Genomic DNA, 26,257 nt, shown 5'->3' on the forward strand with positions numbered 1-26,257 from the left:
GAGGCCGTCCCATGACCCCGGACCCCGCCGAGACCCGCCCCGGACCGGCGGACCTCGAGGCCACGCCCGTGCCCCTGCTCGCCGCCGAGGACGTCACCCTCGCCTACGGGCGCGTCCCCGTCGTGCACGGCGTCGGCCTCGCCGTCGAGGAGGGCGGCGTGGGGCTGGTCGGCGAGAGCGGCTCGGGCAAGACCACCCTCGCCCGCGCCCTGCTCGGCCTGCTGCGGCCCCGCTCCGGCAAAATCCTGTACGGCTCGCGGGACCTCGCCGCCATGGGCCGCCGCGACACGGCGCGGTTCCGGGCCGCCGTCCAGCCGGTGTTCCAGGACGGCAGCGAGGCGCTCGACCCGCGCATGCGCGTCGGGTCGTCCATCGGCGAGGCGCTGACCGCCCACCACCGCCTCGGCCGCGCCGCCCGCGCCGAGCGGGTGGCCGAGCTCCTGACGGACGTCGGCCTCGACCCCGCGCTGGCCGCCCGCAGGCCGCACCAGATCTCCGGAGGGCAGCGCCAGCGCGCCGCCATCGCCCGCGCCCTCGCCGTGGACCCCCGGCTGCTGGTGCTGGACGAGCCCACCAGCGCGCTGGACGTCACCGTGCAGGCCCGCATCCTCGACCTGCTCGACGCGCTGCGCGACGGGCGAGGCCTCACCTACCTGCTGATCACCCACAACCTGGCCGTGGTGGACCGGCTCTGCCGCACCTCCCACGTGCTGTTCGCCGGGCGGGTGGTGGAGTGCGGCCCCACGCGCGAGCTGCTCACCCGTCCCGCCCACCCCTACACGATGGCGCTGCGCGACGCCGTGCCCGCGATCGGCGGCGCACCGCCGCGGGCCACCGGGCGCACCGAGGCGGCCCCCGCCGCCGACGGCTGCCCGTTCCGGCTGCGCTGCCCGCTGGCCGTGGACGAGTGCCGCACCCGTGCCCCGGAGCTGCGGCCGCTGGACGGACGCCGGGTGGCGTGCCACCGCGCCGAGGAGGTCCTCTCGGGTGCTGCACGTCGGTGATCTGCTGCGGACCCCGGCCGGGCGGTGGCTGACGCTGGTCGCCGGGCCGTGGGACGCGCGGCCGGTGGAGGGCGTCGTGCTCGTGGACGACCCCGGCGACCTCGAACGGGTCCCCGGCGGGGCCGTCTGCGTGCTGTCGCGCGACGTCCTCAGGGCCGGCGTCTCGGTGACCGGCCTGCTGCGGACCGCGGGGGAGCGGGGACTGGCGGGCCTGGTGCTGCCCGGTTCGTCCGGAACCTCGCCCGCCGTCGTCGACCTGGCCCGCAGGGTCCGCGTCGCCCTGCTGGCCGGGGCGTTCAACCAGAGGCCGGCGGATCTGGCGGCCGGCCTGCGGGAGGTCGTCCGCTCCGACCCGGAACTCCTGCTGCGCCGTACCCGGGACGCCGTCGAGCGGCTGGGCGCGGTGGAGGGAGCCGGGGAGGAGGTCATCCTCGCGGCGGCCTCCGAGGCGGTCGGCGTGGCGTACGGCGTGGCGGACCTCGCCGAGTCGGCGGCCACCTCGGCGGTGATCAGGGTGGACGGGCGCGCGGACGGCTACGTCCGCTGGGCCGACGACGACCCGGCCGCGGCCATCGTGGCCGGAGTGGTCGCCGCCATGCTCGGCCGCGTGCGCGCGGCCGCCAGGGCCGCCGAGCAGGCCCGCGCCGCCGCCCTTCTCGCCCTGATGCGCGCCCCGGCCGGCGACCTGCCCGCGGCGGCCCGCCGGGCGAGACTCGGCGGCGTCCCCGTGGACGGCCGCCACGTCGCAGTCTTCCTCCGCCCCGACCGCCCGCCCGCCGCCGTTCCGTCCTCGCCGTGGAGCGCGGACGATCTGGGCGGCGGTTCGGTGCTGGCCACGCCCTGGCAGGACGGGCTGCTCGTGGTCCGCACGGTGGACGAGCCGCCCGGGCGGGGCGAGGACCCGATGGAGGCCGCCCGCCTGGGCGAATCGCTGCCCGCCGGCCTGGTGGCGGGGCTCGGCACCTGCCAGCGCGGCCCGGAAGGGCTCAGGCGCACGGCGGCGCAGGCGCGTACGGCGGCCGGCCGGGCGGCCCCCGGGGAGGTGGCCGCCTTCGACCGGCTGGGCGTCCACGCCGTGCTCGCCGAACTCACCGCCAGCGACAGCGCCGTCCTGGCGGCCCGCGACATGCTGGCCCCCCTCGGCCGGCTCGGCGCCCTCGCGCCGCACGCCGTGCCGACGCTGAAGGCCTACCTCGACACGTGGGGCTCGCGGACCAAGGCCGCGGCGATGCTCAACCTCCACCCGAACGCGGTCGCTCACCGGGTGCGCCGCATCACCGAGGTCCTCGACCTCGACCTGGCGGACCCGCAGACCCGCTTCGCCCTCCAGCTGGCCTGTCACGTCCTCACCGAGACCGGCGCCTGAGCGTCCCGCGGGCGCCGACCGTCCTCGCGGGACAACAGCCCGGGAGCCGTCGTCGTGAGGGCACATCGACAGCGTCGCGGCGGCGGACGTAATTTGCCCGGTATGTCCACAGTCATCGGGGTCGACGTCGGCGGAACCTTCACCGACCTGGTCGCCTACGACGCCGCCAGCGGCGAGATCAGGGTCGGCAAACAGCCCACGACGCCACGGGCTCCCGAGCTCGGCGTGCTCGCCGCCGTCGACGCGGCGGCCGGCGACGGCCTGCTCGCCCGCTGTTCCTACCTCGTCCACGGCACCACCGTCGGGCTCAACGCGCTGCTGGAGCGGCGCGGCGCGACGGTCGGCCTGATCACCACCGAGGGCTTCCGGGACGTCCTGGAGATCCGGCGCGGTGACCGCGCCGACCCCTACGACCTGTTCTGGACCCCTCCGCCCCCCTTGGTGCCGCGCCGGCTGCGCCGCGAGGTGCGCGAGCGCGTCGCCCACGACGGGGCGCCGGTGCGCGAGCTGTCGGCGGAGGACGTCCGCGCCGCCGCCGAGGTCTTCCACGCCGAAGGCGTCGACGCCGTCGCCGTCGTGCTGATCAACGCCTACGCCAACCCCCAGCACGAGCTCCTCGTCCGCGACCTGCTGCGGGAGGCCGGGTTCACCGGCGAGATCTCGCTGTCGCACGAGGTGTCGGGGGAGTACCGCGAGTACGAGCGCACCACCACGACCGTCGTGGACGCCTTCGTGCGGCGCCGCATGGGCCCCTACCTGCACAACCTCGACCGCGAGCTGCGGGCCAGGGGCTTCGCCGGGCGGCTGCTGGTCACCCGCTCGGGCGGCGGGGCGTTCACCCTGGCCGAGGCCGCCGCGCGGCCGTTCGAGACCATCCTGTCCGGGCCGGTCGCCGGGGCCGCCGCCACCGCCCGGGTCGCCCGCGTGCTGGACATCGGCGCCGCCGTCGTCGCCGACGTCGGCGGCACCAGCTTCGACACCGCCCTCATCGAGGACGCCCGGCTCCCGCTGCTGTTCCAGGGCGAGGTGCAGGGACTCCCGCTGCAGAGCCCCTGGGCGGACGTGCGGTCGGTCGGCGCGGGCGGCGGGTCCGTCGCCTACGTCGACGCCGGCGGGCTGCTGCGGGTGGGGCCGCGCAGCGCGGGCGCCGTCCCCGGCCCGGCCTGCTACCAGCGGGGCGGCACCGAGCCGACCGTCACCGACGCCGCCCTCCACCTCGGCATGATCCCCGCCGGGGACATGTCCGGCGGCATCGTCCTGTCCGCCGAACGGGCGGCGGAGGCCCTCGCGCCGCTCGCCGCGCCGTCCGGGCTGCCGGACACCGACGCCGTCGCCGAGGGCGTGATCAGGATCGCCGCCGCCCACATGGCCCAGGCCGTGCGCGGCGTCGGCGTCGACCGCGGCGTCGACCTGCGCGGATCGGCCATCGTCGCCTTCGGCGGCGCCGGACCGCTGTTCGGCTGCCTGCTCGCCGACGAGCTCGGGGCCGACCGCGTCGTCGTCCCGCCCAACGCGGGCAACTTCTCGGCCGTCGGCCTCATGCAGGCCGACATCGTCCGCAGCGCGGCCCGCACGCTGGTGCGCCTCCTCGACGACACCACCCTGAAGGAGATCGCCGAGACCGCCGGCGCCCTGTTCGCCCGCCTGGCCGGGCGCGACGGATCGGGGGAGGCCGGCGCGGGCGCCGAGGAGGTCCGGGAGGTGGACCTCGACCTGCGCTACCGGGGGCAGGAGCACACCCTCACCGTCCGGCTGCGACCCGGAGAGGACGCCGCGGCGATCCGCGAGCGGTTCGCGACCGCCTACCACCGCTCCTACGGCCACGAGCTGGCCGACCCGCTGGAGGTGGTGACCGTGCGCTCCACCCTCCGCGTCCCGCTCGAGCGCGAGCACGAGCTCGTCCCCGCGCCGCCCGCCCCGGACCTGCCCGGACGCGAGATCAGCGTGTGGTCCTTCCGCCGCCGCGCCCACGCCGCCGCCCGCGCCGTGCCGCGGGCGGCCCTCGACGGGCCCGCCGAGGGCCCGCTCGTGGTCGTCGAGCCGACCGCGACCACCTACGTCGACGAGGGGTTCACCGTGGAGACCCATCCCAGCGGATGCCTGATCATCACCCGGCGCGGGACGGAGGCGGCGCGATGACGACCGTCAGGACGACCTTCTCCCAGCCGCGCCCCGGGCTCGGCGACGGCGCCGACCCCGTCACCACCGAGATCATCCGGCAGGGGCTCAACGCGGCCGCCGACCACATGAAGAGGTCGCTGATCCGCACGGCCTTCTCGCCGATCATCTACGAGGCGCTGGACTTCGCCGTCGCCTTCTACGACGCCGACCTGTGCATGCTGTCCCAGGCCCCGACCCTGCCCGCGTTCATGGGCACGCTCGGCTTCTGCGTGCGGGCCGCGGTGGACGGCATCGGCGGCCCGGAGGCGCTCGCCCCCGGCGACGTGATCCTCTACAACGACCCCTACGGCACCGGCTCCCACCCGCAGGACGCCGCCATGGTCGTGCCGATCTTCGTCGCCGGCGAACTGGTCGCCTACTCGGCGATCAAGGCCCACTGGCTGGACATCGGCGGCAAGGACCCCTACTGCACCGACACCATCGACGTGTACCAGGAGGGGACGATCTTCCCGGGGGTGAAGCTCTACGACGCCGGACGGCTGGTCACCGACGTCTACCGGCTCATCCTCGCCAACAGCCGGATGGCGGAGGCGGTGATCGGCGACATCAACGCCATGGTCGCCGGGGCCAGGGCGGGGGCCGACGCCCTGGCCGCCATCGTGGAGCGGTACGGCGTGGAGACCTTCCGCAGGTGCGTCGCCCGCATGTACGCCCACGGCGAGGCGCTGGTGCGCAGCTGGTTCGCCGAGCTGCCCGACGGCGTCTACACCGCCTCCAGCGTGATCGACTCCGACGGGGTCAGCGGCGTCCCGGTGCCGTTCGGGGTCCGCGTCACCGTCGAGGGATCCGGCATCGAGGTCGACCTCACCGACTGCCCCGACCAGACGGCCGGGCCGATCAACTGTCCTCTGCCCTCCACGGTGGCGGCGTGCCGGCTCGCCGTCGCCTTCCTGGCCGGAGCGGGGGAGCAGCCCAACGAGGGCCACTTCATGCCGCTGGAGCTCGTCACCCGCGAGGGCTCGCTGTTCCACCCGGTCAAGCCCGCGCCCTGCTTCATGTACGGCATCCCGTCCGACCACGCGATCGAACTGATCATCAAGGCGCTGGCCCCGGCCGTACCCGCCTCGGTGCCCGCGGCGAGCGGCGGCGACATCAACGCGCTGGTCTGGTGGGGCACCAGGGAGGACGGCGGCGCGCCGTGGGCCGACGGGGCCCCGCACCCCGTCGGGCAGGGCGCCTCGCCGCACGGCGACGGGGCGAGCGCGCTGATGTACATCTCCGAGTCGGCGACCCGCTTCACCCCGGCGGAGGTGTGGGAGGCCCGCAACCCCTGGCGCATCGAACGGCTGGCCCTCGCCGAGGACTCCGGAGGCCCCGGCCGGTACCGGGGCGGGCTCGGCCTGGACCTGACGTTCCGGTGCCTGGAGGACCAGTACCTCACCTCGGCGCTCGCCCGCACGGCGCTGGAGCCGTGGGGACTGTCGGGAGGCCTGCCCGGACGGCCCAACCGGCTCACCGTCGAGTACCCGGACGGCTCGGCCGAGGACCATTCCCTCAGGACCCGCGTCCCGCTGCCGAAGGGCGCCGTGGTCCACCTGCGCACCGGCTCGGGCGGCGGCTACGGGGACCCGGCCGAGCGGGACCCGCGGGCGGTGGCCGACGACCTTCGCGAGGGGTACGTCACCGAGGAGCACGCCCGCCGCCACTACCCCCACGCCTTCCCCGGGGAGGGGTGAGGGCGTCAAGGTAGGGGAGATCTCCGCCGCCGGTGAGCGAAAGGTCGTCCCGGAGGCCGAACCCGCGCGGAAACACCGAGAAGATCCCTCCCTTCCGCGGCCTCGGGGACATAGTGTGATGTGATGGATCGTCGCATCTTCGGCTTGGAGAACGAGTACGGCGTCACCTGCACGTTCAGGGGGCAGCGCAGGCTGTCCCCCGACGAGGTGGCGCGGTACCTCTTCCGCAGAGTCGTGTCCTGGGGCCGATCGAGCAACGTTTTTCTCCGCAACGGCGCCCGCCTCTACCTCGACGTGGGCAGCCACCCCGAGTACGCCACCCCCGAGTGTGACAACGTCGTGGAGCTCGTCACCCACGACAAGGCGGGGGAGCGCATTCTTGAAGGCCTGCTCGTCGACGCCGAGAAGCGGCTACGCGAAGAGGGCATCGCTGGAGACATCTACCTCTTCAAGAACAACACCGACTCGGCGGGCAACTCCTACGGCTGCCACGAGAACTACCTCGTGGGCAGGCACGGCGAGTTCGGCCGCCTCGCCGACGTCCTGATCCCGTTCCTGGTGACCCGGCAGATCATCTGCGGGGCCGGCAAGGTGCTGCAGACGCCCCGTGGAGCGGTCTACTGCGTCTCCCAGCGCGCCGAGCACATCTGGGAGGGCGTCTCCAGCGCCACCACCAGGTCCCGCCCGATCATCAACACCCGCGACGAGCCCCACGCCGACGCCGAGCGGTTCCGGCGGCTCCACGTGATCGTCGGCGACTCCAACATGAGCGAGACCACCATGCTGCTGAAGGTCGGGGCCACCGACCTCGTGCTGCGCATGGTCGAGGCCGGCACCGTCATGCGCGACCTCAGCCTCGAGAACCCCATCAGGGCGATCCGCGAGGTCTCGCACGACATGACCGGGCGCAGGCGCGTGCGCCTGGCCAACGGGCGCGAGGCGTCCTCGCTGGAGATCCAGCAGGAGTACCTCACCAAGGCGCGCGACTTCGTCGACCGCCGCGGCGGCGACGCCACCACCCTGCGGGTGCTGGAGCTGTGGGAGCGCACCCTGCGCGCCGTGGAGACCGGCGAGCTCGACCTGGTCTCCCGAGAGATCGACTGGGTGACGAAGTACCAGCTCATCGAGCGGTACCGCACCAAGTACGACCTGCCGCTGTCCTCGCCCAGGGTGGCGCAGCTCGACCTCGCCTACCACGACGTGCACCGCAAGCGGGGGCTGTACTACCTGCTGCAGAAGCGCGGCGCGGTGGAGCGGGTGGCCTCCGACCTGAAGATCTTCGAGGCCAAGTCGGTGCCGCCGCAGACGACCCGCGCCCGGCTGCGCGGCGAGTTCATCCGCAAGGCACAGGAGAAGCGCCGCGACTTCACCGTCGACTGGGTGCACCTGAAGCTCAACGACCAGGCCCAGCGCACCGTGCTGTGCAAGGACCCCTTCCGCAGCGTCGACGAGCGGGTCGACAAGCTGATCGCCGGCATGTGAGGGAGGATCCGCCGGGGCTGTCCATTCGAGCGGACATGCCCGGCGGATCTCCCGTATCTCCTCCTCGTCCCGTCGCCACACACCCCTGACAGGAAAGGTTTGCGAGTGTAAGGTCACGCCTTCGGCAAGATCGGTTCGAGCGACCCGCGCGGTGGCGGGGGTCCGGTAGTGTTACGCGAACGTGACGTCTTTCCGAGGGATACCTATGCGCCGACTGGCCGTTCTCGCCGCCCTTCCGTTGCTGTTCGCCGCCGCCTGCGGCAGTAACAGCGGCGACGTCACCGCCAAGACCGGGACATCCGCCTCGGGTGTCAAGGTGGCGGGGGAGTTCGGTAAGAAACCGCAGGTCACCTTCCCCTCGGGCAAGCCGCCCGCGACGTCCTCGTCCGCGACCATCTCCCAGGGCCAGGGCTCACCCGTCAAGGACGGCGACTCGGTGGTCGCCAACCTCACCGCCTACAGCTGGGACGGCAAGACCAACGCCTCCTCCGGCTCCACCTACGACGACGGCGCGCCGCAGCTGATCAAGGTCGACGCCAAGCTGCCCTCCGTCGTCCACAAGGCCTTCCAGGACAGCAAGCCGGGCGGCCGGTTCCTCGCCGTCGTCGCCAAGGACAGCCTGACCGCCGACCAGCTGGCGCAGGCCAAGTCGCAGGGCGCCGACACCTCCATCGCGAGCGTCTACGTCGTCGACGTGATGGGGGTCCCCACCGCCAAGGCCGCCCAGGGCAGCGCCGTCGACCCGGGCGTCAAGGGCGTCAAGCTCGAGAATCCCGGCGGCGACCAGGCGCCCAAGCTGACCACCAAGACCGGTGAGGCCGCGCCGAAGCAGCTCGTCGCCAAGACCGTGATCAAGGGCACCGGGCCGGTCGTGAAGTCCGGCCAGACGCTCCTGGTGCACTACACCGGCAAGATCTGGGGCAGCGACCTCGAGTTCGACAGCAGCTGGGGCCGTGGTGAGCCGGTGATGTTCCCGATCGGCGTCGGCAAGGTCATCAAGGGCTGGGACCAGGGCCTGGTGGGCGTCCCGGTCGGCAGCCGGGTGCTGCTGGCCATCCCGCCGGACCTCGGGTACGGCAAGGCGGGCCAGGGCGACAAGATCAAGGGCACCGACACCCTGGTCTTCGTGGTCGACGTCCTCGGCGCCTACTGACCCTCTTCGGCACTCCGGCAACGGCGACACCGCCCGTCCACGACGGGCGGTGTCGCCGTTTCGGTTCTCCTGCCGGCATTGACCTGATCTACATAGTAAAGGCGGCCGCTCGTCGCGCGCCGTCACGGCCGCTCTAGACTCGGCTTCCGTGAGCAGCGACGATCTCGACGTCCTCGGTGTCCTGCGCGATCCGGTGCGGCGGGCACTGTACGACTACGTGGCGGCCCAGGGGCGGGACGTGGGGCGGGACGAGGCGGCGCGGGCCGCCGGGGTGGGACGCACGCTCGCCGCCCATCACCTGGACAAGCTGACCGAGTCGGGCCTGCTGGAGTCGTCGTTCACCCGCCTGAGCGGCCGCACCGGCCCCGGCGGCGGGCGTCCGGCCAAGGTCTACCGGCGGGCCGAGGGGGAGCGGCAGATCAGCATCCCGCCGCGCGACTACCGCACGCTGGCGCTGATGCTCGCCGAGACGGTCGACCTGCTCGGCGGCGAGGAGGCGGCCGAGCGGGCCGCCCGCCGGGTGGGCGAGCGCGCCGGCGCGGCCGGCGACCTCCGCGAGGCCCTGCGGGAGCGCGGCTACGAGCCATACGACGACGGTGACGTCGTCCGCCTGCGCAACTGCCCGTTCCACGTGCTCGCGGAGGAGCGGCCGGTGCTGGTGTGCTCGATGAACCTCGCCCTGTGCCAGGGGCTGCTGTCGGCGGTGGGCGAATCGGGGATGAGCGCCCGGATCGACCCCCGGCCGGGGGAGTGCTGCGTGGCGTTTTCTAAAAACAACGAAGATTGACATAGAAGCGACGGTCATGGTGTGCTGGGCGCATGCATCTCGCTCAGCTCAACGTCGCCCACATGCGCGCCGCCAAGGAATCGGCGGAACTCGCCGACTTCGTCGCCGGGCTCGAACCCATCAACGCCATCAGCGACGCCGCCCCCGGATTCGTCTGGCGGCTCAAGGGCGGAGACGACCCCACCGACACCGTCCAGCACGACTACGGCGACATGCTGCTGATCAACTTCTCGGTGTGGGAGTCCCGCGAGACGCTGTGGAACTTCGTGTACCGCACCGCGCACCTGGAGTACCTGCGCCGCCGCCGGGAGTGGTTCACGCGCGTCGCCGAGCCGTACAGCGTCATGTGGTGGGTCCCCGAGGGCTACGTCCCGACGCTGGAGGAGGGGTGGGAGAGGCTCCGCAGGCTGCGGGAGGAGGGCCCCGGCCCCGAGGCCTTCACCTTCTCCGACTTCCACGAGCCGCCCGCCCCCCGCGAGTCCGAGGAGCCCGCCGCCACCGGCGCCTAGGGCGCCCTCCCCAAGGACCACCGGCTCCCCGCCGTGCCGGACGGAGGTAATTCGTACTGCGAAGTAACGTCGGCTAGACTCGTCACCGGGAGGTGTTATGACGGTGCACGCGTCCGGCGGGCTGGGCATTGCCGACGCCCTGGTGCGGCTGTCGCATCTGGTGCAGCACGCTTTCGCCGACGTCGCCCGGGATCACGACCTCACCCCGCAGCAGTTGCAGTTGGTGTGCATGCTGATCGCCGAGCCGCTCGGGATGACCGAATTGAGCCGGTTGATGCATCTGGAGAGGTCGAGCATGACCGGTCTGGTGGATCGGGTGGAGAAGCGTGGGCTGGTGGCCCGGGTGGCCGATCCGGCCGATCGGCGTGCCTGCCGGGTCGCGTTGACCGAAGAGGGCGGCCTGCTCGCCGCCGGGGCCCATGGCGATGTGGTCGTCCGGCTGGACTCGATGACGGAGCGGCTGGAGCGCGACGACCGAGACCGGCTGATCTCGGTCGTCGCGGGAATGCTCGCCGAGCAGGGCCTCACGCGGCCGGCCGCCCAAGCGTGAGAGCGGCTCGACGACCGTCTCCTCGATGTCCGGTCAGGAATCCCTGCCTGCCTTTCCGGCATCGCGTGCGCGGTAGGTGGCCTCGATGGTCGCCCCTTCGTGCAGGCCCCAGCTGATGACGCGCTCGGGGAACAGGCGGATGTGCGCCCGAGGGCCCGGGACGGCCTCGGCTCGCCCCCGGATCTCCACTCCCCGTGGGCGCCAGGGAGGCAGAACGTCGTCGATGACCAGTGCCGCCCGGCCCGTGTCGGCCGCGTCCCGGAACTTCTTGGAGCTGCCGAAGTTCCGGCCGCCGATCTCGATGAAGGTCGCCGTCGGGTCGAGCGACCAGCCGAGGGGGACCACGTGCGGCGTTCCGTCCCGCCCGACCGTGGCCAGCCGTCCGAGCCTGTGCGGGTCGCCGCACAGATAGGCGAGTTCGGCGTCGCTGAAGATGCTCATGGGGCGTCTCACTTCGTGCTCTGGGGCTGTCCCGCAGGCGACGGGACCGGAGCGGAGGCGCGGGTCTCGCGGCGCACGGCGAGGAAGGCGACCGCGACGCCGAGCGCCCCGGCGGCCGTCGCCAGCCAGAACAGGGTGGTGTAGGTGGAGTCGGGGGTCGCGCCGCGCGGAGCGTCCGCGGAGGCGATCACCGCGGCGGCCAGCGCGGTGCCGACCGCGCTGCCGACGGTGCGGGCGATGTTGTTCAGGCCGTTGGCGGTGCCGGTGCGTGCCAGCGGCACGATGTCGGCGATGAGCTTGGGCAGCGAGCCCATCACCAGACCTGTGCCCGCCCCGACGATCGCGTAGAACACCACGTGCTCCCACTTCTGGTCGTGGGCGAGCACGAACAGCACCGATCCCGCGGTGATGAGCGCGAAGCCGCCGGCCAGCGGCCACCGCGGTCCGAGCGCCGTCGCGAGCCTGCCGACCGCCATGCCGGCCGGGATCACGGCCAGCATCCCCGCCAGCATCAGCAGACCGGCCACGGTGACGGAGGAGCCGAAGCCGATCCCGGTCGCGCCCGGCCGCTGCTGCGCGTACAGCGGAAGGGCCAGGTAGAAGAAGTACGAGCCGGTGCCGAACAGGAACGCCGCGGCGTGCGTCATCAGCATCGGGCGCTCCTTCAGCTCGGCGACGTCGATCAGGGCGTCACTCTTGGTCCGCTCCACCGCCATCAGCGAGGCGAACAGCAGCGCCCCGAGAGCGAGGAGCCCGAGCACCGGGCCGGACGACCAGCCCCAGGACGGCCCCTTGGCCAGGGCGAGCAGAACCGCGACCAGGCTCCCGCCGAGCAGCGCGGTACCCGGAAGGTCGATCCCGCCCCGGGCGCCGCCCTGGTCGGCCGGTACCCACAGCGCCGCCATCACCAGGCCGACCACCGCGAGGACGGTGCCGAGGACGAACAGGTATCGCCAGGACAGATGGTCGGCCAGCAGGCCGCCGACGATCAGCCCCGCCCCTGCCCCGGCGCCGACGATGCCCGACACCAGTCCCATCGCGAACGGCAGCCGCCGAGCCGGCAGCGCCTCGCGGAGGATGGCCATCGACAGCGGGACCAGGGCCAGCGCCGCGCCCTGAACGACCCGCGCGGCGATGAGCTGCCCGATGTTCTGCGCCGCCGCCGCGCCCGCCATCCCGGCCGCGTAGACGGCCAGCACCGCCAGCGTCACCCGGCGCTTGCCGTACAGGTCGCCGAGCCGCCCCAGCAGCGGGGTCAGCACCGCGCTGGACAGCAGGAAGGCGGTGAGAATCCAGGCGGATGCGGCGGGTGTCGTGTGGAGCCGGACCTCCAGCAGCTTCAGCGCCGGGACCACCACGGTCTGCATCAGCGCGTAGCCGAACACCGTCACCACCAGGGCGACCAGAGTCCTGTTGCCGCTGGTCCCGGCACGTCCGGCCCTCACCGCGCACCGCCGCGGGTCATGTGATCGTTCATCGACAACCTTATTCGTAGTACGAAATATACGCAGTGCGAAGTATTTTAGTTCCTGGTGCGAACGATCGTCAACGGGAGGCGTCGGCTCCGTACCGGGCGATGACCCCGGACTCCTCCCGCCGCCCGCCGTTGCCCGCGGCGGCACGCGCGGAGGTGGTGCGGCGCGCCGCCGTGCGGATTTTGACTTGACCCGCCATTAAATTGAATGTAGGTATGACTCCATGGAAAGCGGGGCAAGGCGGCCGTACCGCATGGGGGCGCGCGCCGCGGCCGTGGAGGTCACGCGCAAGCGGGTGATGGAGGCGGCGGCCGGGCTGTGGATGCGGCGGTGGTACGACGACGTCACGTTGCAGGACATCGCCGGCGAGGCGGGCGTGTCGGTGCAGACGATCATCAACCACTTCGGCGGCAAGGAGGGGCTCGCCGACGCCATGGCCGATCAGATGGCCTCTCAAGCGGAGATCAACCGTCAGGCGCCGGTCGGTGACGTCGAGGCGGTCGTGGCCGTGCTCTTCGCGGAATACGAACGTCACGGCGACGGCGTCGTGATGTGGGTCGCCCAGGTCGACCGTGTCCCCGCGGTCGCCCGCGCGGCCGCCCACGCCCGCCGCCAGCACCGGGCGTGGCTGGAGCGGATCTTCGCCGACCGTCTGCCGGCCTCCGGACCCTCCCGCGAGCATGCGCTGAACCTGCACTACGCCGCCACGGACGTCTACCTGTGGAAGCTGTGGCGGCGCGACCTGGGCCTGTCGCGTGATGACGCCGAACGCGCCATGCGCGACCTGCTGACCTCGATCGACCCCCGAAAGAGACATGATGCGTAAGAACTTCCTGTTCGCCACCTGGTCCGGCGGCGGAGCCGTGCCGCCCGTCCTGTCGATCGCCCGCGCGCTGCGCGAACGCGGCCACGGTGTCCGGGTGCTGGCCGACAGGTCGCTGCACGAGGAGGTCGCCGCCGCCGGCGTGGAACCGATCGCCTGGACCACGGCGCCCCAGGGCGACACCACCGATCCGGCCAAGGACGTCATCAAGGACTTCGAGGCCCGCACGCCGCTGGGCGCCTTCGCGCGGCTGAGAGACCGCATCGCCTGCGGCCCCGCGGCCGACTACGCCCGGGACACGCTGGCCGAGTTGCGTGCCCACCCTGCCGACGTCCTGGTCGCCGAGCACATGCTGCTCGGCGCGTTCATCGGCGGCGAGGCCGCCGGGATCCCGGTGGCCTCGCTGGTGACGACGCTTTATCTGTTCCCCACCCCGGGGTCGCCCCCGCCCGGCCTGGGCCTCGCCCCCGCCACGGGCATGATGGGGCGCCTGCGTGATCGGATCCTGGCCCGGCTGGTGCTCCAACCGTGGGCGAAGGGGCTGCCGGCGCTCAACGCCGCCCGCACCGGGTACGGCCTGCCGCCGGTCGACTCGCCGATCGACGCGTTCGGCCGCGTCGACCGGATGCTCGTGCTGTCCCCGCGCGCGCTCGACCACCCCGGCAGGCGCTTCCCCGCCCATGTGCGGCACGTGGGTCCACGGCTCGACGACCCGGCCTGGGCCGTGGACCTGGAGCTGCCGGAGGGTGACGCGCCACTGGTCCTGGCCAGCCTGAGCTCGTCGTTCATGAACCAGCGCGCGCATCTCGAGCGCATCGCCGAAGCCCTCGGCACGCTGCCGGTGCGCGGGCTGCTGACCACCGGCCCGGCAGTGGACCCGGCGACGGTCCGCGCGCCCGGCAACGTCCTGGTCACCGAGGCCGCCCCGCACAACGCCGCGCTGCGCCACGCCGCGGTGACGATCACGCACGCCGGCCACGGGACGGCCGTCAAGTCCCTGGCCGCCGGCGTCCCCCTGGTCTGCACGCCTCAGGGACGCGACCAGGGTGAGGTGGCCCGGCACGTCGAACGCGCCGGCGCCGGGATCACCGTGGGCAAGAACGCCTCACCCCGCGCGATCGCCCGTGCGGTCGACCGTGTCCTCCACGAGCCCTCCTACCGGCGCGAAGCGCGGCGCCTGGCCGGTGAGATCGCCGCCGAGACGGCCACCGACCGCGCGGTCGCCGAGCTCGAGGCCCTCGCGGGACGGACGACCGGCGCCGACCTCGGCGGGCACGACGCGGCCGGGCCATCGGGGACGTCACGGGCGCTGCCGAGCTGACCGCACCGAGCGGGCGGGTCTCGTTTCAGGCGGCGGGCATCGCTTCGCGGGTCAGGTCCGCTTCGGTGCGGGGGCGCACCCGTCGCCGTACGGTCAGGCCGAACACGACCACCAGCAGCCCGAACAGCCCCGACACCACGAACGGCCCGGCGGGGCGCCACGCGTCGTAGAGGGCGCCGCCGAGGGCGGAGATGATCATTACCCCGGCCGCGCCGCAGAGCGTGTGGACGCCGAACGCCGAGCCCCGCACGTCCGCCGGCACCTGCTGCGCCAGGAGCGGCCCCGCGGTGGTGATGCCGGCGATCTCGCCGACGCCGATGAGCACGGCGACGACCATCATGCCGGTGCCGAGCGGGTCGGAGACGAGCAGGGTGGACAGGTAGGCGGCCGCCGCGATGGCCTGGGCGAGGATGGCGAGGTTCTCGCGCCGCATCCGGTCGCCCAGCCAGCCGAAGATCGGCGCGCACAGCAACGCCACCATCTGCGAGACGCCCACCACGGCCCCCGCCTTGGCCAGCGCCTCCGCGCTCGGCATCCCGCGCTCGGTGGTCGCGTAGTCGGAGATCCACAGCGTCAGGAACCCCACGACCACAGCGAGGTCGGCGCGGGCGACGAACGACGCGGCGTACGACAGCGCGACCCCCGGGTCGCGGGCCAGCACGATGCCCTCGCGGACCAGGCGGGGGAGAGAGGTCCGCTCGGCGGCGTCGCTGACCCCGACCGGGGAGAGCGTGAGCCACAGCAGCACGGCGACGATCAGGATGGCCGCCGCGATCAGCAGGAACGCCAGCCGGGTCGCCGCCACCGGCGCCAGTCCCCGGCCTTCGAGGGTCCTCGGGAGCCGTACCAGCACCAGCACGGCCACCAGCGCGCCCAGCCCGCCGAAGAAGCCGGTGAGCCCGTACGACTTGCCGCGCGACCGTGTGCGCACGTAGTCGATGGCGATCGTGGAGAGCATGGCGTTGAGCGCGGCGACCCCCAGCGCGAAGATCACCCGCAGCGCGACCAGGACGGCCGTGCTCCCCGCGAAGGGGAACAGCGCGGTGCCGACCGCGCACAACGCGAACCCGGCGACCACGATCATCCGGCGGCCGAACCGGTCGGCGAGCGCGCCGTACCAGGCCAGGCTGAGGATCATCGCGACCTCCGCGGCCGAGCCGAGCAGGCCGACGGCCCTGCCCTGCGCGGACTGCGGCACACCGAGGATCGTGGTCAGGATGTGCGGCTGGGTCGACGGCAGGAACGAGATCACCGCGGTGGAGGCGATGGCCATCGACAGCAGCGCCCACATGTTGGCCCTGGTGATGCCGTCGGCGAGCTGCGCGCCGAGCACCCGGTGCCGGGAAGGAGCGGCCATGAGAGGGATCATGACACCCGGCGCGATCTTCTACTGACATTTCAGGTGAAATGAAGAATTTTCGTTATTAGCGATTAAGATCCTCAACGTGACGCCCTGCATTGGAGGACAGCGATGAACCCGGTCGCGATGGGAGGTGGTTTCGATCCCAACGTTCCGAACGCGGCCCGTATGTACGACTACTTTCTGGGCGGGAAGGACAACCTCCCGGTCGACCGCGAGGCGGCCGAGCAGGTCCTGCGGTACGTCCCGGGGATACCGCTGGGGATCAGGGAGAACCGCGAGTTCCTGATCCGGGCCGTACGCTTCCTCGCCGAACAGGGCATCCGCCAGTTCCTCGACATCGGCGCCGGGCTGCCCACGCAGCGCAACGTGCACCAGGTGGCCGCCGAGTACGCCCCGGGGGCCCGCACGGTCTACGTCGACAACGACCCGCAGGTGCTGGCCCACGCCCGTGCCCTGCTGCAGGACAGCCCCCAGGTGCGGGTGATCCAGGCGGACCTGCGCCGGCCGGAGGAGATCCTGGACGACCCCGAGGTGCGTGAGCACCTCGACTTCGACCAGCCGGTCGCCGTCCTGCTTTTGGCGATACTCCACTTCATCCCCGACTCCGACGACCCGGCCGGCGTCGTCGGCCGGATCCGGCGGTCGCTCGCCCCCGGAAGCTACATGGCGATCTCGCACGTCGCCGTCGACGAGAACCCCCAGGCCGCCCGGCCGGTCGAGCGGGTGTACGACAACGCCTCCGCGCAGTTCGTGGGGCGGGTCTCCAGCGAGGTCGCGCCGTTCTTCGACGGGCTGGAGCTCGTGGAGCCGGGAATGGTGAACCTGCACGAGTGGCGCCCGGACATCGCCTACGTGCCGCCGGAGCTGGAGAAGGTGAAGAACTACTTCCTGTGCGGGGTCGGCCGGATCCGGTAGCCGGAAGGCCGCCCCCGCACCGCCGTCAGCCGGCGTACTCCACGACGACCACGGGGATCTCGCGGTCGGTCCGGTCCTGGTGCGCGGCGATCTCGGGACGGGTGGACCTGATGATCCCCAGGAGACGCTCGCGCTCGGCGCCCTTCGCGGTGGTGGCCGTGCCTTCGAAGCTCTCGACGACGCCTTCACCGGTCCGCAACTCGACGGTCACCCGCGGGTGGGCGACCAGGTTGTGGTACCAGGCGGGGTGGGACGGCGCCGCCATGGCCGAGGCCCACAGGAAGATGCGGCCGGGACCGTCGGTGAAGTACCCCAGCGGCGACGTGTGCGGCCGGCCGGTCTTCGCACCGGTGGTGGTGAGCAGCACAAGGTCGGCGTCCCTGAGCATCTCGAGCGTGGTGACCCGTCCGCCGTTGGCGCGGAACTCCTCGACGACCGCGCGGTTGATGGCTCGAATGTCGTCGGGCATGGACATCTGCGGCTCCTGAGCAAGATGGGGGAGGGCTTCGGTGATCAGCAGGCTACCTCCTCGGCGGAGGGGACGGCCGGGCCGTCAGAAGTCCCCGGCGTGGTCGCGGGCCCATTCGGCGAACGTCCGGGCCGGCCTGCCGGTCACGTCCTCCGAGGTGGGCACGCGGCCCCACGCCGCCGGGCCGGGCTCCCCGGCCTGCGAGGAGCCGGCCTCCTCGCCCGAGTACGTCTCGAAACCCGTCAGGAAGCCGGCGTTGGCCGCCGCGAAGCCGCCCTGCGCCAGGTACAGCTCGCGGGCCTTCGCCGGGGTCACGGTCTCCAGGCGGATGTCCCGGCCGATGGCGTCGGCGATGGCGCGCACCTGATCGCGGCGGCTGACGAGCTCGGGACCGTTCAGCGTGTACGCGGCGCCCCCGTGCCCGTCCTCCAGGAGGGCGGCCGTGGCCACCTCGGCGATGTCACGCTCGTGCACCGGATACCAGGCCAGGTCGGGGAACGGCTCGCGGACGACCCGCTCGCCCCGGATCGAGGGGCCCCACAGCCACAGCTTGTTCAGCATGAACTCGCCCGGCCGCACATGCGTCCACTCCATGCCCGACGCCTCCACGGCCTGCTCCACCGGCAGGTGGAAGTCGGTGTCGTGCCCGGTGGTCACCGCGCCGGAGGACAGGACGACGACGCGGCGGACGCCCGCCTCCTCGGCCGGCCGCACCACCTGCGCGGCCGTCGAGGGGACCGGGAACAGATACAGGCGCTCGACACCTTCCAGCGCCGCACGCAGGCTCTCCGGCCGCGCGAGGTCCCCCTGGACCACCTCGACCCCTTCGGGAAGGTCCGCCCGCCCGGCGGTCCTGCTCAACGCCCGCACGCGGGCCCCCGCCCGCACGAGCTGCTCGGCGACGATCCTGCCCACGTTTCCGGTCGCCCCGGTCACCAGAATTCGCATTCGCCCAGCTTCGACCCGGTCGTCCAACCGGCGCAAACGCGAACACGCTGTTCATGTTTCATCGCTGACCTGGGCAAACGCTATTCTTTCAGCGACTGGAGTCGCAAAAAGTCATGACCGAAAAGGCGGCCCGCTCGCTACTTCCACGTGCGCTCGAGGAAGCCGGCGATGAGCGGGGCGATCTCGGGCAGGTGGGTTTCGAGCGCGAAGTGGCCGGTGTCGAACAGGTGGAGCTCGGCGTCGGGCAGGTCGCGCAGGTAGGCGTGGGCTCCCGGCTCCGGGAAGAAGGGGTCGCCGACGCCCCACGTGATGAGGGCCGGCGGGGTGTGCTTGCGCAGCCAGGTCTGCCAGCGGTCGTAGCTCTCGACGTTGGAGTGGTAGTCGAACGCCAGCGCGACCTGGGCCTCCTTGCGGCCGGGCAGGTCCAGGAAGTGCTGGTCGAGCGTCCAGCCGTCGGGGGCCAGAAGCTCGGGGGCGCGCACGCCGGTCTCGTACTGGCCGCGCGTCCCGTCGAGGGTGAGCAGGCCCCGGATGATCTCCTCGGCGCCGGGGGTCTCAGGGCGCAGCGCGACGAAGTCGCGGGCCGCGTCCGACAGGCCTTCGGCGTAGGCGTTGCCGTTCTGGACGACCAGCCCGGCGATCCACTCCGGGTGCCGCTCGGCGAGGCGGAAGCCGACCGGCGCGCCGAAGTCGAACACGTACATCACGAACCGGGTAAGGCCGAGCCGCTGGACGAAGCCCTCGGTGACGTCCGCGAGCCGGTCGAAGGAGTGGACGAAGTCCTCCGGGGCCCGGGTGTGGCCGAAGCCGGGGTAGTCGGGGGCGATCAGCCGGTACCGCGCGCCGAGCGCGTCGATCAGGCGGCGGAACTGGTGCGAGGCGGAGGGGAATCCGTGCAGGAGCAGCAGCACCGGCGCGTCCGCACGCTCCGGCAGCGACTCCCGGTAGAAGACGCGGACGCCTTCGACGTCCAGGTGGCGGTGGGCGACGCGGGCGATCGGGACGAGTGACATCACTAATGCCTTTCTTCGGCAATGATGCATTAGGTATAGCGGTCATTGATCTAATGTGTCAATCCGGCGTTGTAGCATTAGTGACATGGAGGACGTGACCCCGCTCACAGGCGAGCCGCTGGCCCTGGATCTGGTCAACACCCGTCCGGCGGCCGGCGACCTGCTGACGACGCCCGCCGATCTGCGGGCCTGGCTGACACTCCAGGCCGACCGGTTCGCCGAGGCACGGGACCTCGCCGGCCACGATCTCACCGCCGCGGACCTGGCCGCCGTCCGGGACGTGCGTGAGCGCGTCGCCCGCGCCCTCGATCACGTCCGCCGCGCCGAACGACCCCTGACGGACGACCTGGACGTCCTCAACCGGGCCCAGCGCGCGGCACCCGCCATCGCCGAGCTCTCGTGGGACGACGGGACGGTCACCGCGACCCGCCGCCGCGCCGGGCCACCCGGCGAACGGCTGGGGGCGTGGCTGGCCGAGGCCGCCGCCGAACTGCTGGCCGACCCGGCGGTCACCACGGTCCGCCAGTGCGAGGCCGACGACTGCGTGATGCTGTTCCTGCCCGCCCACCCGCGCCGCCGCTGGTGCTCGGCCGCCCGCTGCGGCAACCGCGTCCGCGTGGCCCGCCACTACCGGCGCCACAAGCCGGCCTGAGCCTCACCGCGGAGAGGACTGCGGGTCCGTCCCGGCTCGTACGGCGAAGCCGCCCCGGCCGTCGAAGGTCACGGTGTGGACGGCGTCGAATCCGTCCGACAGGCGGGGACGGCGCAGGCGGGTGAATGTGGCGCGGAGGCCGACCTCGGGCACCCGCACGCGGCCGAGCCGTACGGCGTTGCGCTCCAGGGACGCGGAAAGGTCCGGAGGGAACCAGTACGCCACCACGCGCGCGCCGTGCTCCTTGGCGGTCACGATGAGCGGGCTCCACTCCTCGGGGGAGGGGTTGGTGTTGTCCACGGCGACGTCCCGCCCCGCCTCCAGCGACTCGGCGATCACCCTGAGCTGGCGCCGCTGCCGGTGGCGGGCGTTCGGCCAGTGGTCCTTGCTCACGTGGACATGCGTGGCCGACAGGCGCCGGTGGTAGAAGGTGGACTTCCCCGACGCCTGCAGTCCGACGAGGACGGCGACCTCGCGCTCCGTCATGCCTCCAAGTCTGGCCCGCCGTCGGCGGCCCCCAGGGGGTGCGGGCCGGTCCCCTTCACGGCATCGGTGACACCCGCGGGCCGGCGCGGGTCGCGGCCGGCGTCAGGAAGTACGGCCGTGACTCACCCGCACACCGTGAAGGGCTGTGTGCCGGGCAGGTAGCGCTGCCATTCCCCGGTGGTCAGGCCCCGGCCGGCCCGGGCGCAGACCGCCGCCGCGGCCCGTTCGCCGTCGAGGGGGAAGCGCCGCAGGACGCCGCCGGGGGTCGCGCCGTACAACGTCTTGCCGTCCGCGCTGAACGCCACCGAGGCGGCTTCGCCGGATCCCAGGGAGGACAGGTCTTCGAAGACGAGGCCGAGGTGCTGCCTGTGGGGCACGTCCCAGATCCGGATCCCACCGTCGCGTTCGTACGAGGCGAGAGTGTCACCGTCCGGTGACCAGCTGAGGGATAACGGCTGGGCCGCCTCGGCGAGATCTCCGACCGAGGACGACAGGTCGCTCTTCCACAGTGAGATCCGGCTCGAAGCGTTGACGGCGATGACGCCCCCATCCGGGCGGAACGCGTACGGGGCCGTGAGACTGCCGAGACCTCCGGGGGGCGGGCGCCGAGCACCCGTGGCCGGGTCGACGATCTGTGGTGAGGCGCCCGCGACGAGCATCTTCCCGTCGGGCCGGAAGGCGAAGCCGTCGCCGGTCCGCAGATCCGTGCGAATGAGCGAGCCGGTCCTGAGGTCGCGCAATTCGAGGGGAAGCAGTCCGTACTGCCTCGAGGACGAGATCGCCAGCGTGTGACCGTCCGGGCTGAAGGCGAGGCCGCCGATGCCGGTCGCCTCCTTGGCGGAGGCCCTGAACGAGTCGAGCACCCCGCCCGAACCGGTGTCGATGATCCAGACTCGGTCGTCCCAGCTGGCGGCGGCCGCCAGCCGTCGGCCGTCCGGGCTGAACGCCAGTATGTTGCCCGGTCCCGAGACCGGCGCTCCGATCCGCTGACCGGTCCGGGTGTCCCAGAGCCCTACGTCCCTGTAGGCGCCGATGGCGAGGAGGTGTCCGCCGGGGCTCAGAAGTGAACGCTCGCCGCCCTCCCGGACGGGCTTGTCGAAGAGCTGCGAGATGTCGAAACTCTGGACCGTCCCGTCGAGTGTGATCACGCGCAGGACGTGCTCGGCCTCGTCGATGCCGACCGCGTCGAACTGCTGAGGCAGCCGCCGCTCCAGGAGGACCCGCCCGTCGGCGACCCGCACGCCCAGACGTCGGCGGCGGCCGTGGCGCCGCGCCCGGCCAGGACCTCGGGCGCCATGTAGGCGGGCGTGCCCATGATCGGACCCGTGGTAATGGGGCCGACCTGCCGCGCGACCCCGAAGTCGATCACCCGGGGGCCGTCCGGGCCCAGGATGATGTTGTCGGGCTTGAAATCGCGGTGGACCACCCCGGCCTGGTGGATGGCGGTCAGCGCGGTGGCGGCCCCGATGGCGAGCCGTCTCAGCGCGTCGCCGTCGTAGGGCCCGTTCTCGCGGACCACCCGCCGCAGGTTCGGGCCCGGGACGTACTCGCTGACGATGTACGGCTGCGGGACCTCGGCCGCGACCTCGATGATCCTGGCCGTGCAGAACGAGGTCACCCGCTGCGCGGCGGAGGCCTCCTTGGCCAGCCGGGACCGGGAGACGGGGTCGTCCAGCCTGGGCACCTTGACCGCGAACCGCGCGCCCGTCTCGTCGTAGGCCTCGTACACCACGCCCTGCCCGCCCGCGCCGAGCCGGCCGGCCAGCCAGTACCGCCCCAGCCGGGACGGATCGGAAGGTGTGAGTGCGTCCATGAGGTAAGCGATTGTGTCCCCATGGCGGATCGACGTTCAACAGGCCGGGGACTTCGGCGGGCGCTGATCCTCCCCCGCGGTGCGTCAGGTCAGCAGCGAGGCGGCGTGGCGGCCGGCCGCCGCCGAGGCGAGGAAGCCCGCGAGGTCCTCCGACAGGCCGCGCCCCATGGTCGACAGCTTCACCGGGCTACGGCGCAGCAGCTCCTCCAGGCCGTCGACCGGCACGCCGACCAGCTCGTGACGTACACCCAGCTCGGCGGCCTGCGCGGCGACCTTCTCGCCGAACTCGCCGGGCAGCTCCGGGACCACCACCTGCGCCGGCGCCAGCGCCACCCGTCCGTAGGCCGTCAGCGAGTGGTGGGAGACGCCGACGTGGCGCTCACGCTCGTCGCCCTCGCTCACCCGCAGCGCGCCGATCGGACGGCCGCCGAGGACCGCCGCCGCGTTGAGGGCCTCGCCCGCCGAGACCCCGGAGAACCCCCAGCGGGTGCCGGTGCCGAGGTTGCCCGGCCCCTGGGTCACGATCGCCACGTCGGCCGACAGGACGTGCCGGGCCGCCAGCAGGCCGGTGTGCACGGTCACCGCCTCCACGTCACCCCCGAACGACTGCCCGGTGGTGACCACCCCGCACAGCCAGCCCACCTCGCGCAGCCGGGCCGCCGACATCGAGAACCAGCCGGGCAGCGCGCCCCCGTCGAGCATCACGTAGGCCACCCGGGGCGGGGGAGCCGCCTCCGTCCCGAACAGGCCGCACAGGATCGCGGGCAGCGCCGAGTGCAGGTCGGCGACGATCACGGGCATGCCGTCGAGGGAGTCGGCATCCCTGAGGATCTCGTGGTGGGGGGAGTCCTGCTCGTCGGCGCCCAGCACGGTCGCCTGCAGGGGCGTGTATCGTGCCTTGACCAGGTGGCCCGGCCCTTGCGGATCTTCCGGCAAACGGTCCGGGACCGCCACCACCATGGCGTAACCTCCCGTACCAAGGCCCATCGCGAGAGCGGTCGTGTTGAGCAGCACCGTGTCACCCGGTTCCGGGCGTCCCACCAGAGAGGGGTAGGCCAGTGCCCTGCACTCCCCCTCGGGGAGGGTCACGTCCAGCTCGATCGCGCCCGGCCACTCACGCCGGACCGAAAGCACCTCGCCTTTGCGCCACCTGATCACCCGGCAAGGGTAGCGTCACCTTCGGAAGGGAGGCCCGATGTCTCGGCGGAAGACCGAGCGGCTGCTGAATCTCGTCATCTGCCTGCTCGCCACCCGGCGCCCGCTCAGCGCGGAGCAGATCCGCCACGCCGTGCCCGGCTACGACGCCGCCAACGACGAGGCCTTCCAGCGCATGTTCGAGCGCGACAAGAACGAACTGCGCGAGATCGGCATCCCCGTCGAGGTCCACAAGGACCCCTGGGACGACGAGCCGGGCTACCGCATCATGCCGCAGGCCTACGAGCTGCCCGAGATCCCCCTGGAGCCCGACGAGGCGGCGGTGCTGGGCCTGGCCGCCCAGGTGTGGCAGCGGGCCAACCTCGCCGAGGCCGCCAGCGGCGCGCTGCTGAAGCTGCGCGCGGGCGGTGTCGAGACCGACGACGCGGCCGTGGGGCAGCTGGAGCTGCGCGTCGACACCCGCGACCCGGCCTTCCCGGCCCTGTGGGAGGCGGTGCGCGACCGGCGGGTCGTCCGCTTCGACTACCGGGCGGCGGGCAGCGAGGTCCTGCTCACCCGCACCGTGGAGCCGTGGGGCGTGGTCAGCCGGCGGGGCCGCTGGTACGTCGTCGGGCACGACCGCGAGCGTGACGCGCCCCGGGTGTTCCGCCTGAGCCGCATCACCGGGCCCGTGGTGCCGGTCGGCCGTCCCGGCGTCGTCACCGTGCCCGAGGGGGTCGACATCCGCTCGATGGTGGGCTCGCGCGACAGCCTGCTCCCCGAGAGGGCCGCGACCATCCGCGTCCGCCAGGGCACCTGCCAGTGGCTGAGGCAGGTCGGCACGGTCGAGCAGGGCGACGACGGCTGGGATGTCGTGCGGGTCGACTTCTCCGACGCCGAGTGGCTCGCCGGGTCGGTGGTCGGGTTCGGGGCCGACGCCGAGGTGATCGACCCGCCGGACGCGCGTGACGCGGTCATCCGGCGGCTGAAGGGAGCGGTGGCGTGAGCGGGTCCGGGACCGGGCCGAAGGGAGAGTCCGCGTGAGCACCGCCGACCGCCTGCCCAGGCTTCTGGCGCTGGTGCCCTACCTGATGTCCCACCCGGGCGCCCAGGTCCCCGAGGTGGCCAGGCTCTTCGGGCTCACCGAGAAGCAGCTGGTCGACGACCTTCAGCTGGTGTGGATGTGCGGCCTGCCCGGCCACACCCCCGGCGACCTCATCGACGTCTCCTGGGACGGCGGCGAGATCCTCATCGACAACGCCGACACCATCGCCCGTCCGCTGCGGCTGGGCATCGACGAGGCCAGCGCGCTGCTGGTCGCGCTGCGGATGCTCGCCGAGCTGCCCGAGTTCGAGGAGGGCGACGCGCTCGCCCGGGTGATCGCCAAGCTCGAGCGGGCGGCGGGGGAGGGCGCGGCGGCGGTGAGCAGCCAGGTCGCCTTCGAGCTCGACGCCGCCCCCGACGCCATGGCCACGGTCAGGGACGCCCTGCGCAGGGGCCGCCGCCTGTCCCTGCGCTACTACGTTCCCGGGCGCGACGAGATCACCCCGAGAGAGGTCGACCCCACCCGGCTGGTCATGGTCGACGGCCGTTCCTACCTCGAGGGCTGGTGCTACCGGGCCGACGGCATGCGGCTGTTCCGGCTCGACCGCATGGTCAGCGTCGAGGCGCTCGACGTCGCCGCCGACCCCCCGGCCGAGGCGGAGCCGATCGACGTCACCGAGGGGGTGTTCCGGCCCGCGCCGACCGACGAGCTGGCGGAGCTGGAGCTCACCCCGGCCGGGCGCTGGGTCGCCGAGTACTACCCCTGCGAGGAGGTCACCGAGCTCGGCGAGGGCCGCCTGAGGGTCACCCTGCGGGCCCGCGACCAGAGCTGGGTCGTACGGCTCGCCCTGCGCCTGGGCGACGAGGGCCGGATCGTCGCCCCCGAGTCCCTGGCCGAGAGGGTGCGCGAGGCGGCCTCGGCGGCGCTGGCCCTGTACGAGACGGCACGGTGACCACCCGCTCCGCAGTGGGCTCCCGCCCCGTTCGGTAGAGTCCCGGGCCATGGTATGGATCTACGTCGCTGTGGGCCTGGGGGTCGCGGGTCTCGTCCCGATCGCGGTGCTCTCGGTCCGCGTCCTGGTGGCCATGCGGGGGCTGACGCGTGAAATCGAGCGGACCACCAGGCGTCTGGAACCGGTGCGCGCGCAGTTTGCCAGGTCTGATCGGCGGATCAAGACGGTCGGAGGGGTGAATGAAGTGGCATCGGCAGCGTACGATCGAGCTTGAGATTGCACGTCGTCCGGCGTAAGGGTGTGACATGTCCAACTTTGGAGTTCCCGAACTGCTGATCATCGGGGTCGTCCTGGTGCTGCTCTTCGGCGCCAAGAAGCTTCCCGACACGGCAAAGGCGCTCGGCCAGTCCCTTCGCCTGTTCAAGAAGGAGACGACCAAGCTCCACGAGGAGGACGAGGCCCGCGAGGCCACCAAGTCCACCACCGTGACCGCGCAGCCCGTTCCCGCCCCGCAGCCGCTGCAGGCCGCGACGCCGTCGGTGGAGGACCGGCTCCGCGCCCTGGAGGAGGAGAACGCCCGGCTCCGCAGCACCCAGGCACGTCCCGCCGACGCCGCCGTCAACGGTGCCTCCCTCGCGCAGACCCCCAAGGACCAGGCCTGAGGGGCACCGCCTGCACCTCCCACTCTGACCGCCCTCT

At 72.8% G+C, this 26,257-nt stretch carries 28 protein-coding genes; 17 read left to right on the forward strand and 11 right to left on the reverse strand.

Features of this window, described 5'->3' with window-relative positions; genetic code table 11:
* Positions 1–11: 11 nt before the first annotated feature.
* From KIK05_RS13325 to KIK05_RS13365, 9 genes are all read left to right on the forward strand, one after another.
* On the forward strand, positions 12–1,004 hold the full coding sequence (locus KIK05_RS13325; protein WP_250562707.1) for an ABC transporter ATP-binding protein: 993 nt from the start codon (positions 12–14) through the stop codon (positions 1,002–1,004).
* Positions 988–2,370, forward strand: coding sequence for a PucR family transcriptional regulator (locus KIK05_RS48090; protein WP_214410975.1), 1,383 nt, complete (start codon positions 988–990; stop codon positions 2,368–2,370). Before KIK05_RS13325 ends, KIK05_RS48090 begins: the two co-directional genes overlap by 17 nt.
* 102 nt (positions 2,371–2,472) lie before the next feature.
* Positions 2,473–4,509: a hydantoinase/oxoprolinase family protein gene (locus KIK05_RS13335; protein WP_214410976.1), complete on the forward strand. Its 2,037-nt coding sequence runs from the start codon at positions 2,473–2,475 to the stop codon at positions 4,507–4,509.
* Complete coding sequence (locus KIK05_RS13340; protein WP_214410977.1) at positions 4,506–6,227, forward strand: hydantoinase B/oxoprolinase family protein; 1,722 nt, start codon at positions 4,506–4,508, stop codon at positions 6,225–6,227. Before KIK05_RS13335 ends, KIK05_RS13340 begins: the two co-directional genes overlap by 4 nt.
* 123 nt (positions 6,228–6,350) lie before the next feature.
* Positions 6,351–7,709: a Pup--protein ligase gene (gene pafA, locus KIK05_RS13345; protein ID WP_214410978.1), complete on the forward strand. Its 1,359-nt coding sequence runs from the start codon at positions 6,351–6,353 to the stop codon at positions 7,707–7,709.
* A gap of 205 nt (positions 7,710–7,914) precedes the next feature.
* Positions 7,915–8,862 (forward strand): FKBP-type peptidyl-prolyl cis-trans isomerase, encoded by a 948-nt coding sequence (locus KIK05_RS13350; protein ID WP_214410979.1) that lies wholly within the window; start codon positions 7,915–7,917, stop codon positions 8,860–8,862.
* Positions 8,863–9,010: 148 nt separating this feature from the next.
* On the forward strand, positions 9,011–9,649 hold the full coding sequence (locus tag KIK05_RS13355) for a helix-turn-helix transcriptional regulator (RefSeq protein ID WP_214410980.1): 639 nt from the start codon (positions 9,011–9,013) through the stop codon (positions 9,647–9,649).
* A gap of 32 nt (positions 9,650–9,681) precedes the next feature.
* The gene (locus tag KIK05_RS13360; protein WP_214410981.1) at positions 9,682–10,158 is read left to right on the forward strand and encodes a DUF3291 domain-containing protein; all 477 of its coding nucleotides are present in this window, start codon (positions 9,682–9,684) and stop codon (positions 10,156–10,158) included.
* 97 nt (positions 10,159–10,255) lie between these two features.
* Positions 10,256–10,708 (forward strand): MarR family winged helix-turn-helix transcriptional regulator, encoded by a 453-nt coding sequence (locus tag KIK05_RS13365; protein ID WP_214410982.1) that lies wholly within the window; start codon positions 10,256–10,258, stop codon positions 10,706–10,708.
* A gap of 33 nt (positions 10,709–10,741) precedes the next feature.
* Here KIK05_RS13365 and KIK05_RS13370 read toward each other — a convergent pair whose 3' ends face one another.
* The 3 genes from KIK05_RS13370 to KIK05_RS48095 form a co-directional block, all read right to left on the reverse strand.
* Positions 10,742–11,149 carry a PPOX class F420-dependent oxidoreductase gene (locus tag KIK05_RS13370; protein WP_214410983.1) on the reverse strand — a complete coding sequence of 136 codons (408 nt, stop codon included), beginning with the start codon at positions 11,147–11,149 and terminating at the stop codon, positions 10,742–10,744.
* A gap of 8 nt (positions 11,150–11,157) precedes the next feature.
* Entirely contained in the window at positions 11,158–12,594 is a 1,437-nt protein-coding gene (locus tag KIK05_RS13375; protein ID WP_214410984.1) for an MFS transporter, read from the reverse strand.
* 100 nt (positions 12,595–12,694) lie between these two features.
* A complete protein-coding gene (locus KIK05_RS48095; protein WP_284681303.1) occupies positions 12,695–12,823 on the reverse strand; it encodes a hypothetical protein in 129 nt (42 codons plus the stop codon).
* Between the two features lie 24 nt (positions 12,824–12,847).
* Between KIK05_RS48095 and KIK05_RS13380 the strand changes: the two genes are divergently transcribed.
* Together KIK05_RS13380 and KIK05_RS13385 are read left to right on the forward strand one after the other, a co-directional pair.
* On the forward strand, positions 12,848–13,450 hold the full coding sequence (locus tag KIK05_RS13380) for a TetR/AcrR family transcriptional regulator (protein WP_214410985.1): 603 nt from the start codon (positions 12,848–12,850) through the stop codon (positions 13,448–13,450).
* Positions 13,443–14,768 (forward strand): glycosyltransferase, encoded by a 1,326-nt coding sequence (locus tag KIK05_RS13385; protein WP_214410986.1) that lies wholly within the window; start codon positions 13,443–13,445, stop codon positions 14,766–14,768. The genes KIK05_RS13380 and KIK05_RS13385 overlap by 8 nt, the downstream gene beginning before the upstream one ends.
* A 25-nt stretch (positions 14,769–14,793) precedes the next feature.
* Here KIK05_RS13385 and KIK05_RS13390 read toward each other — a convergent pair whose 3' ends face one another.
* On the reverse strand, positions 14,794–16,125 hold the full coding sequence (locus KIK05_RS13390; RefSeq protein WP_214410987.1) for an MFS transporter: 1,332 nt from the start codon (positions 16,123–16,125) through the stop codon (positions 14,794–14,796).
* Positions 16,126–16,239: 114 nt separating this feature from the next.
* On the opposite strand from KIK05_RS13390, the gene KIK05_RS13395 reads away from it, so the two are divergent.
* Positions 16,240–17,046 (forward strand): SAM-dependent methyltransferase, encoded by an 807-nt coding sequence (locus KIK05_RS13395; RefSeq protein WP_250562708.1) that lies wholly within the window; start codon positions 16,240–16,242, stop codon positions 17,044–17,046.
* Positions 17,047–17,071: 25 nt separating this feature from the next.
* On the opposite strand, the gene KIK05_RS13400 is transcribed toward KIK05_RS13395, so the two are convergent.
* From KIK05_RS13400 to KIK05_RS13410, 3 genes are all read right to left on the reverse strand, one after another.
* A complete protein-coding gene (locus KIK05_RS13400; RefSeq protein WP_214410988.1) occupies positions 17,072–17,521 on the reverse strand; it encodes a nitroreductase/quinone reductase family protein in 450 nt (149 codons plus the stop codon).
* Between the two features lie 78 nt (positions 17,522–17,599).
* Complete coding sequence (locus tag KIK05_RS13405; protein WP_214410989.1) at positions 17,600–18,463, reverse strand: NAD(P)H-binding protein; 864 nt, start codon at positions 18,461–18,463, stop codon at positions 17,600–17,602.
* Between the two features lie 137 nt (positions 18,464–18,600).
* Positions 18,601–19,476, reverse strand: coding sequence for an alpha/beta fold hydrolase (locus KIK05_RS13410; RefSeq protein WP_214410990.1), 876 nt, complete (start codon positions 19,474–19,476; stop codon positions 18,601–18,603).
* 85 nt (positions 19,477–19,561) lie between these two features.
* On the opposite strand from KIK05_RS13410, the gene KIK05_RS13415 reads away from it, so the two are divergent.
* The gene (locus KIK05_RS13415; RefSeq protein ID WP_214410991.1) at positions 19,562–20,128 is read left to right on the forward strand and encodes a CGNR zinc finger domain-containing protein; all 567 of its coding nucleotides are present in this window, start codon (positions 19,562–19,564) and stop codon (positions 20,126–20,128) included.
* Positions 20,129–20,131: 3 nt separating this feature from the next.
* Here KIK05_RS13415 and KIK05_RS13420 read toward each other — a convergent pair whose 3' ends face one another.
* The 4 genes from KIK05_RS13420 to KIK05_RS13435 all read right to left on the reverse strand — a co-directional run bounded on the left by KIK05_RS13420 (position 20,132) and on the right by KIK05_RS13435 (position 23,585).
* Positions 20,132–20,614: an ATP-binding protein gene (locus tag KIK05_RS13420; protein ID WP_214410992.1), complete on the reverse strand. Its 483-nt coding sequence runs from the start codon at positions 20,612–20,614 to the stop codon at positions 20,132–20,134.
* Positions 20,615–20,736: 122 nt separating this feature from the next.
* Positions 20,737–21,855, reverse strand: coding sequence for a WD40 repeat domain-containing protein (locus tag KIK05_RS48845; protein WP_214410993.1), 1,119 nt, complete (start codon positions 21,853–21,855; stop codon positions 20,737–20,739).
* Positions 21,759–22,427, reverse strand: a complete 669-nt coding sequence (locus KIK05_RS13430) for a serine/threonine-protein kinase (protein ID WP_214410994.1) — start codon at positions 22,425–22,427, stop codon at positions 21,759–21,761. The genes KIK05_RS48845 and KIK05_RS13430 overlap by 97 nt, the downstream gene beginning before the upstream one ends.
* 84 nt (positions 22,428–22,511) lie before the next feature.
* Positions 22,512–23,585, reverse strand: a complete 1,074-nt coding sequence (locus tag KIK05_RS13435) for a DUF3866 family protein (RefSeq protein WP_214410995.1) — start codon at positions 23,583–23,585, stop codon at positions 22,512–22,514.
* Positions 23,586–23,622: 37 nt separating this feature from the next.
* Between KIK05_RS13435 and KIK05_RS13440 the strand changes: the two genes are divergently transcribed.
* From KIK05_RS13440 to tatA, 4 genes are read left to right on the forward strand one after another with little or no spacing between them, the layout of a single operon-like run.
* On the forward strand, positions 23,623–24,567 hold the full coding sequence (locus KIK05_RS13440) for a helix-turn-helix transcriptional regulator (protein ID WP_214410996.1): 945 nt from the start codon (positions 23,623–23,625) through the stop codon (positions 24,565–24,567).
* Positions 24,568–24,601: 34 nt separating this feature from the next.
* Positions 24,602–25,558 carry a helix-turn-helix transcriptional regulator gene (locus tag KIK05_RS13445; RefSeq protein WP_308249893.1) on the forward strand — a complete coding sequence of 319 codons (957 nt, stop codon included), beginning with the start codon at positions 24,602–24,604 and terminating at the stop codon, positions 25,556–25,558.
* A gap of 49 nt (positions 25,559–25,607) precedes the next feature.
* Complete coding sequence (locus tag KIK05_RS13450; protein ID WP_214410997.1) at positions 25,608–25,832, forward strand: hypothetical protein; 225 nt, start codon at positions 25,608–25,610, stop codon at positions 25,830–25,832.
* Between the two features lie 31 nt (positions 25,833–25,863).
* A complete protein-coding gene (gene tatA / locus KIK05_RS13455) occupies positions 25,864–26,220 on the forward strand; it encodes a Sec-independent protein translocase subunit TatA (RefSeq protein ID WP_214410998.1) in 357 nt (118 codons plus the stop codon).
* Positions 26,221–26,257: the final 37 nt, after the last annotated feature.

The organism is Sphaerisporangium fuscum (assembly GCF_018531465.1).
Lineage (GTDB): Bacteria > Actinomycetota > Actinomycetes > Streptosporangiales > Streptosporangiaceae > Sphaerisporangium > Sphaerisporangium fuscum.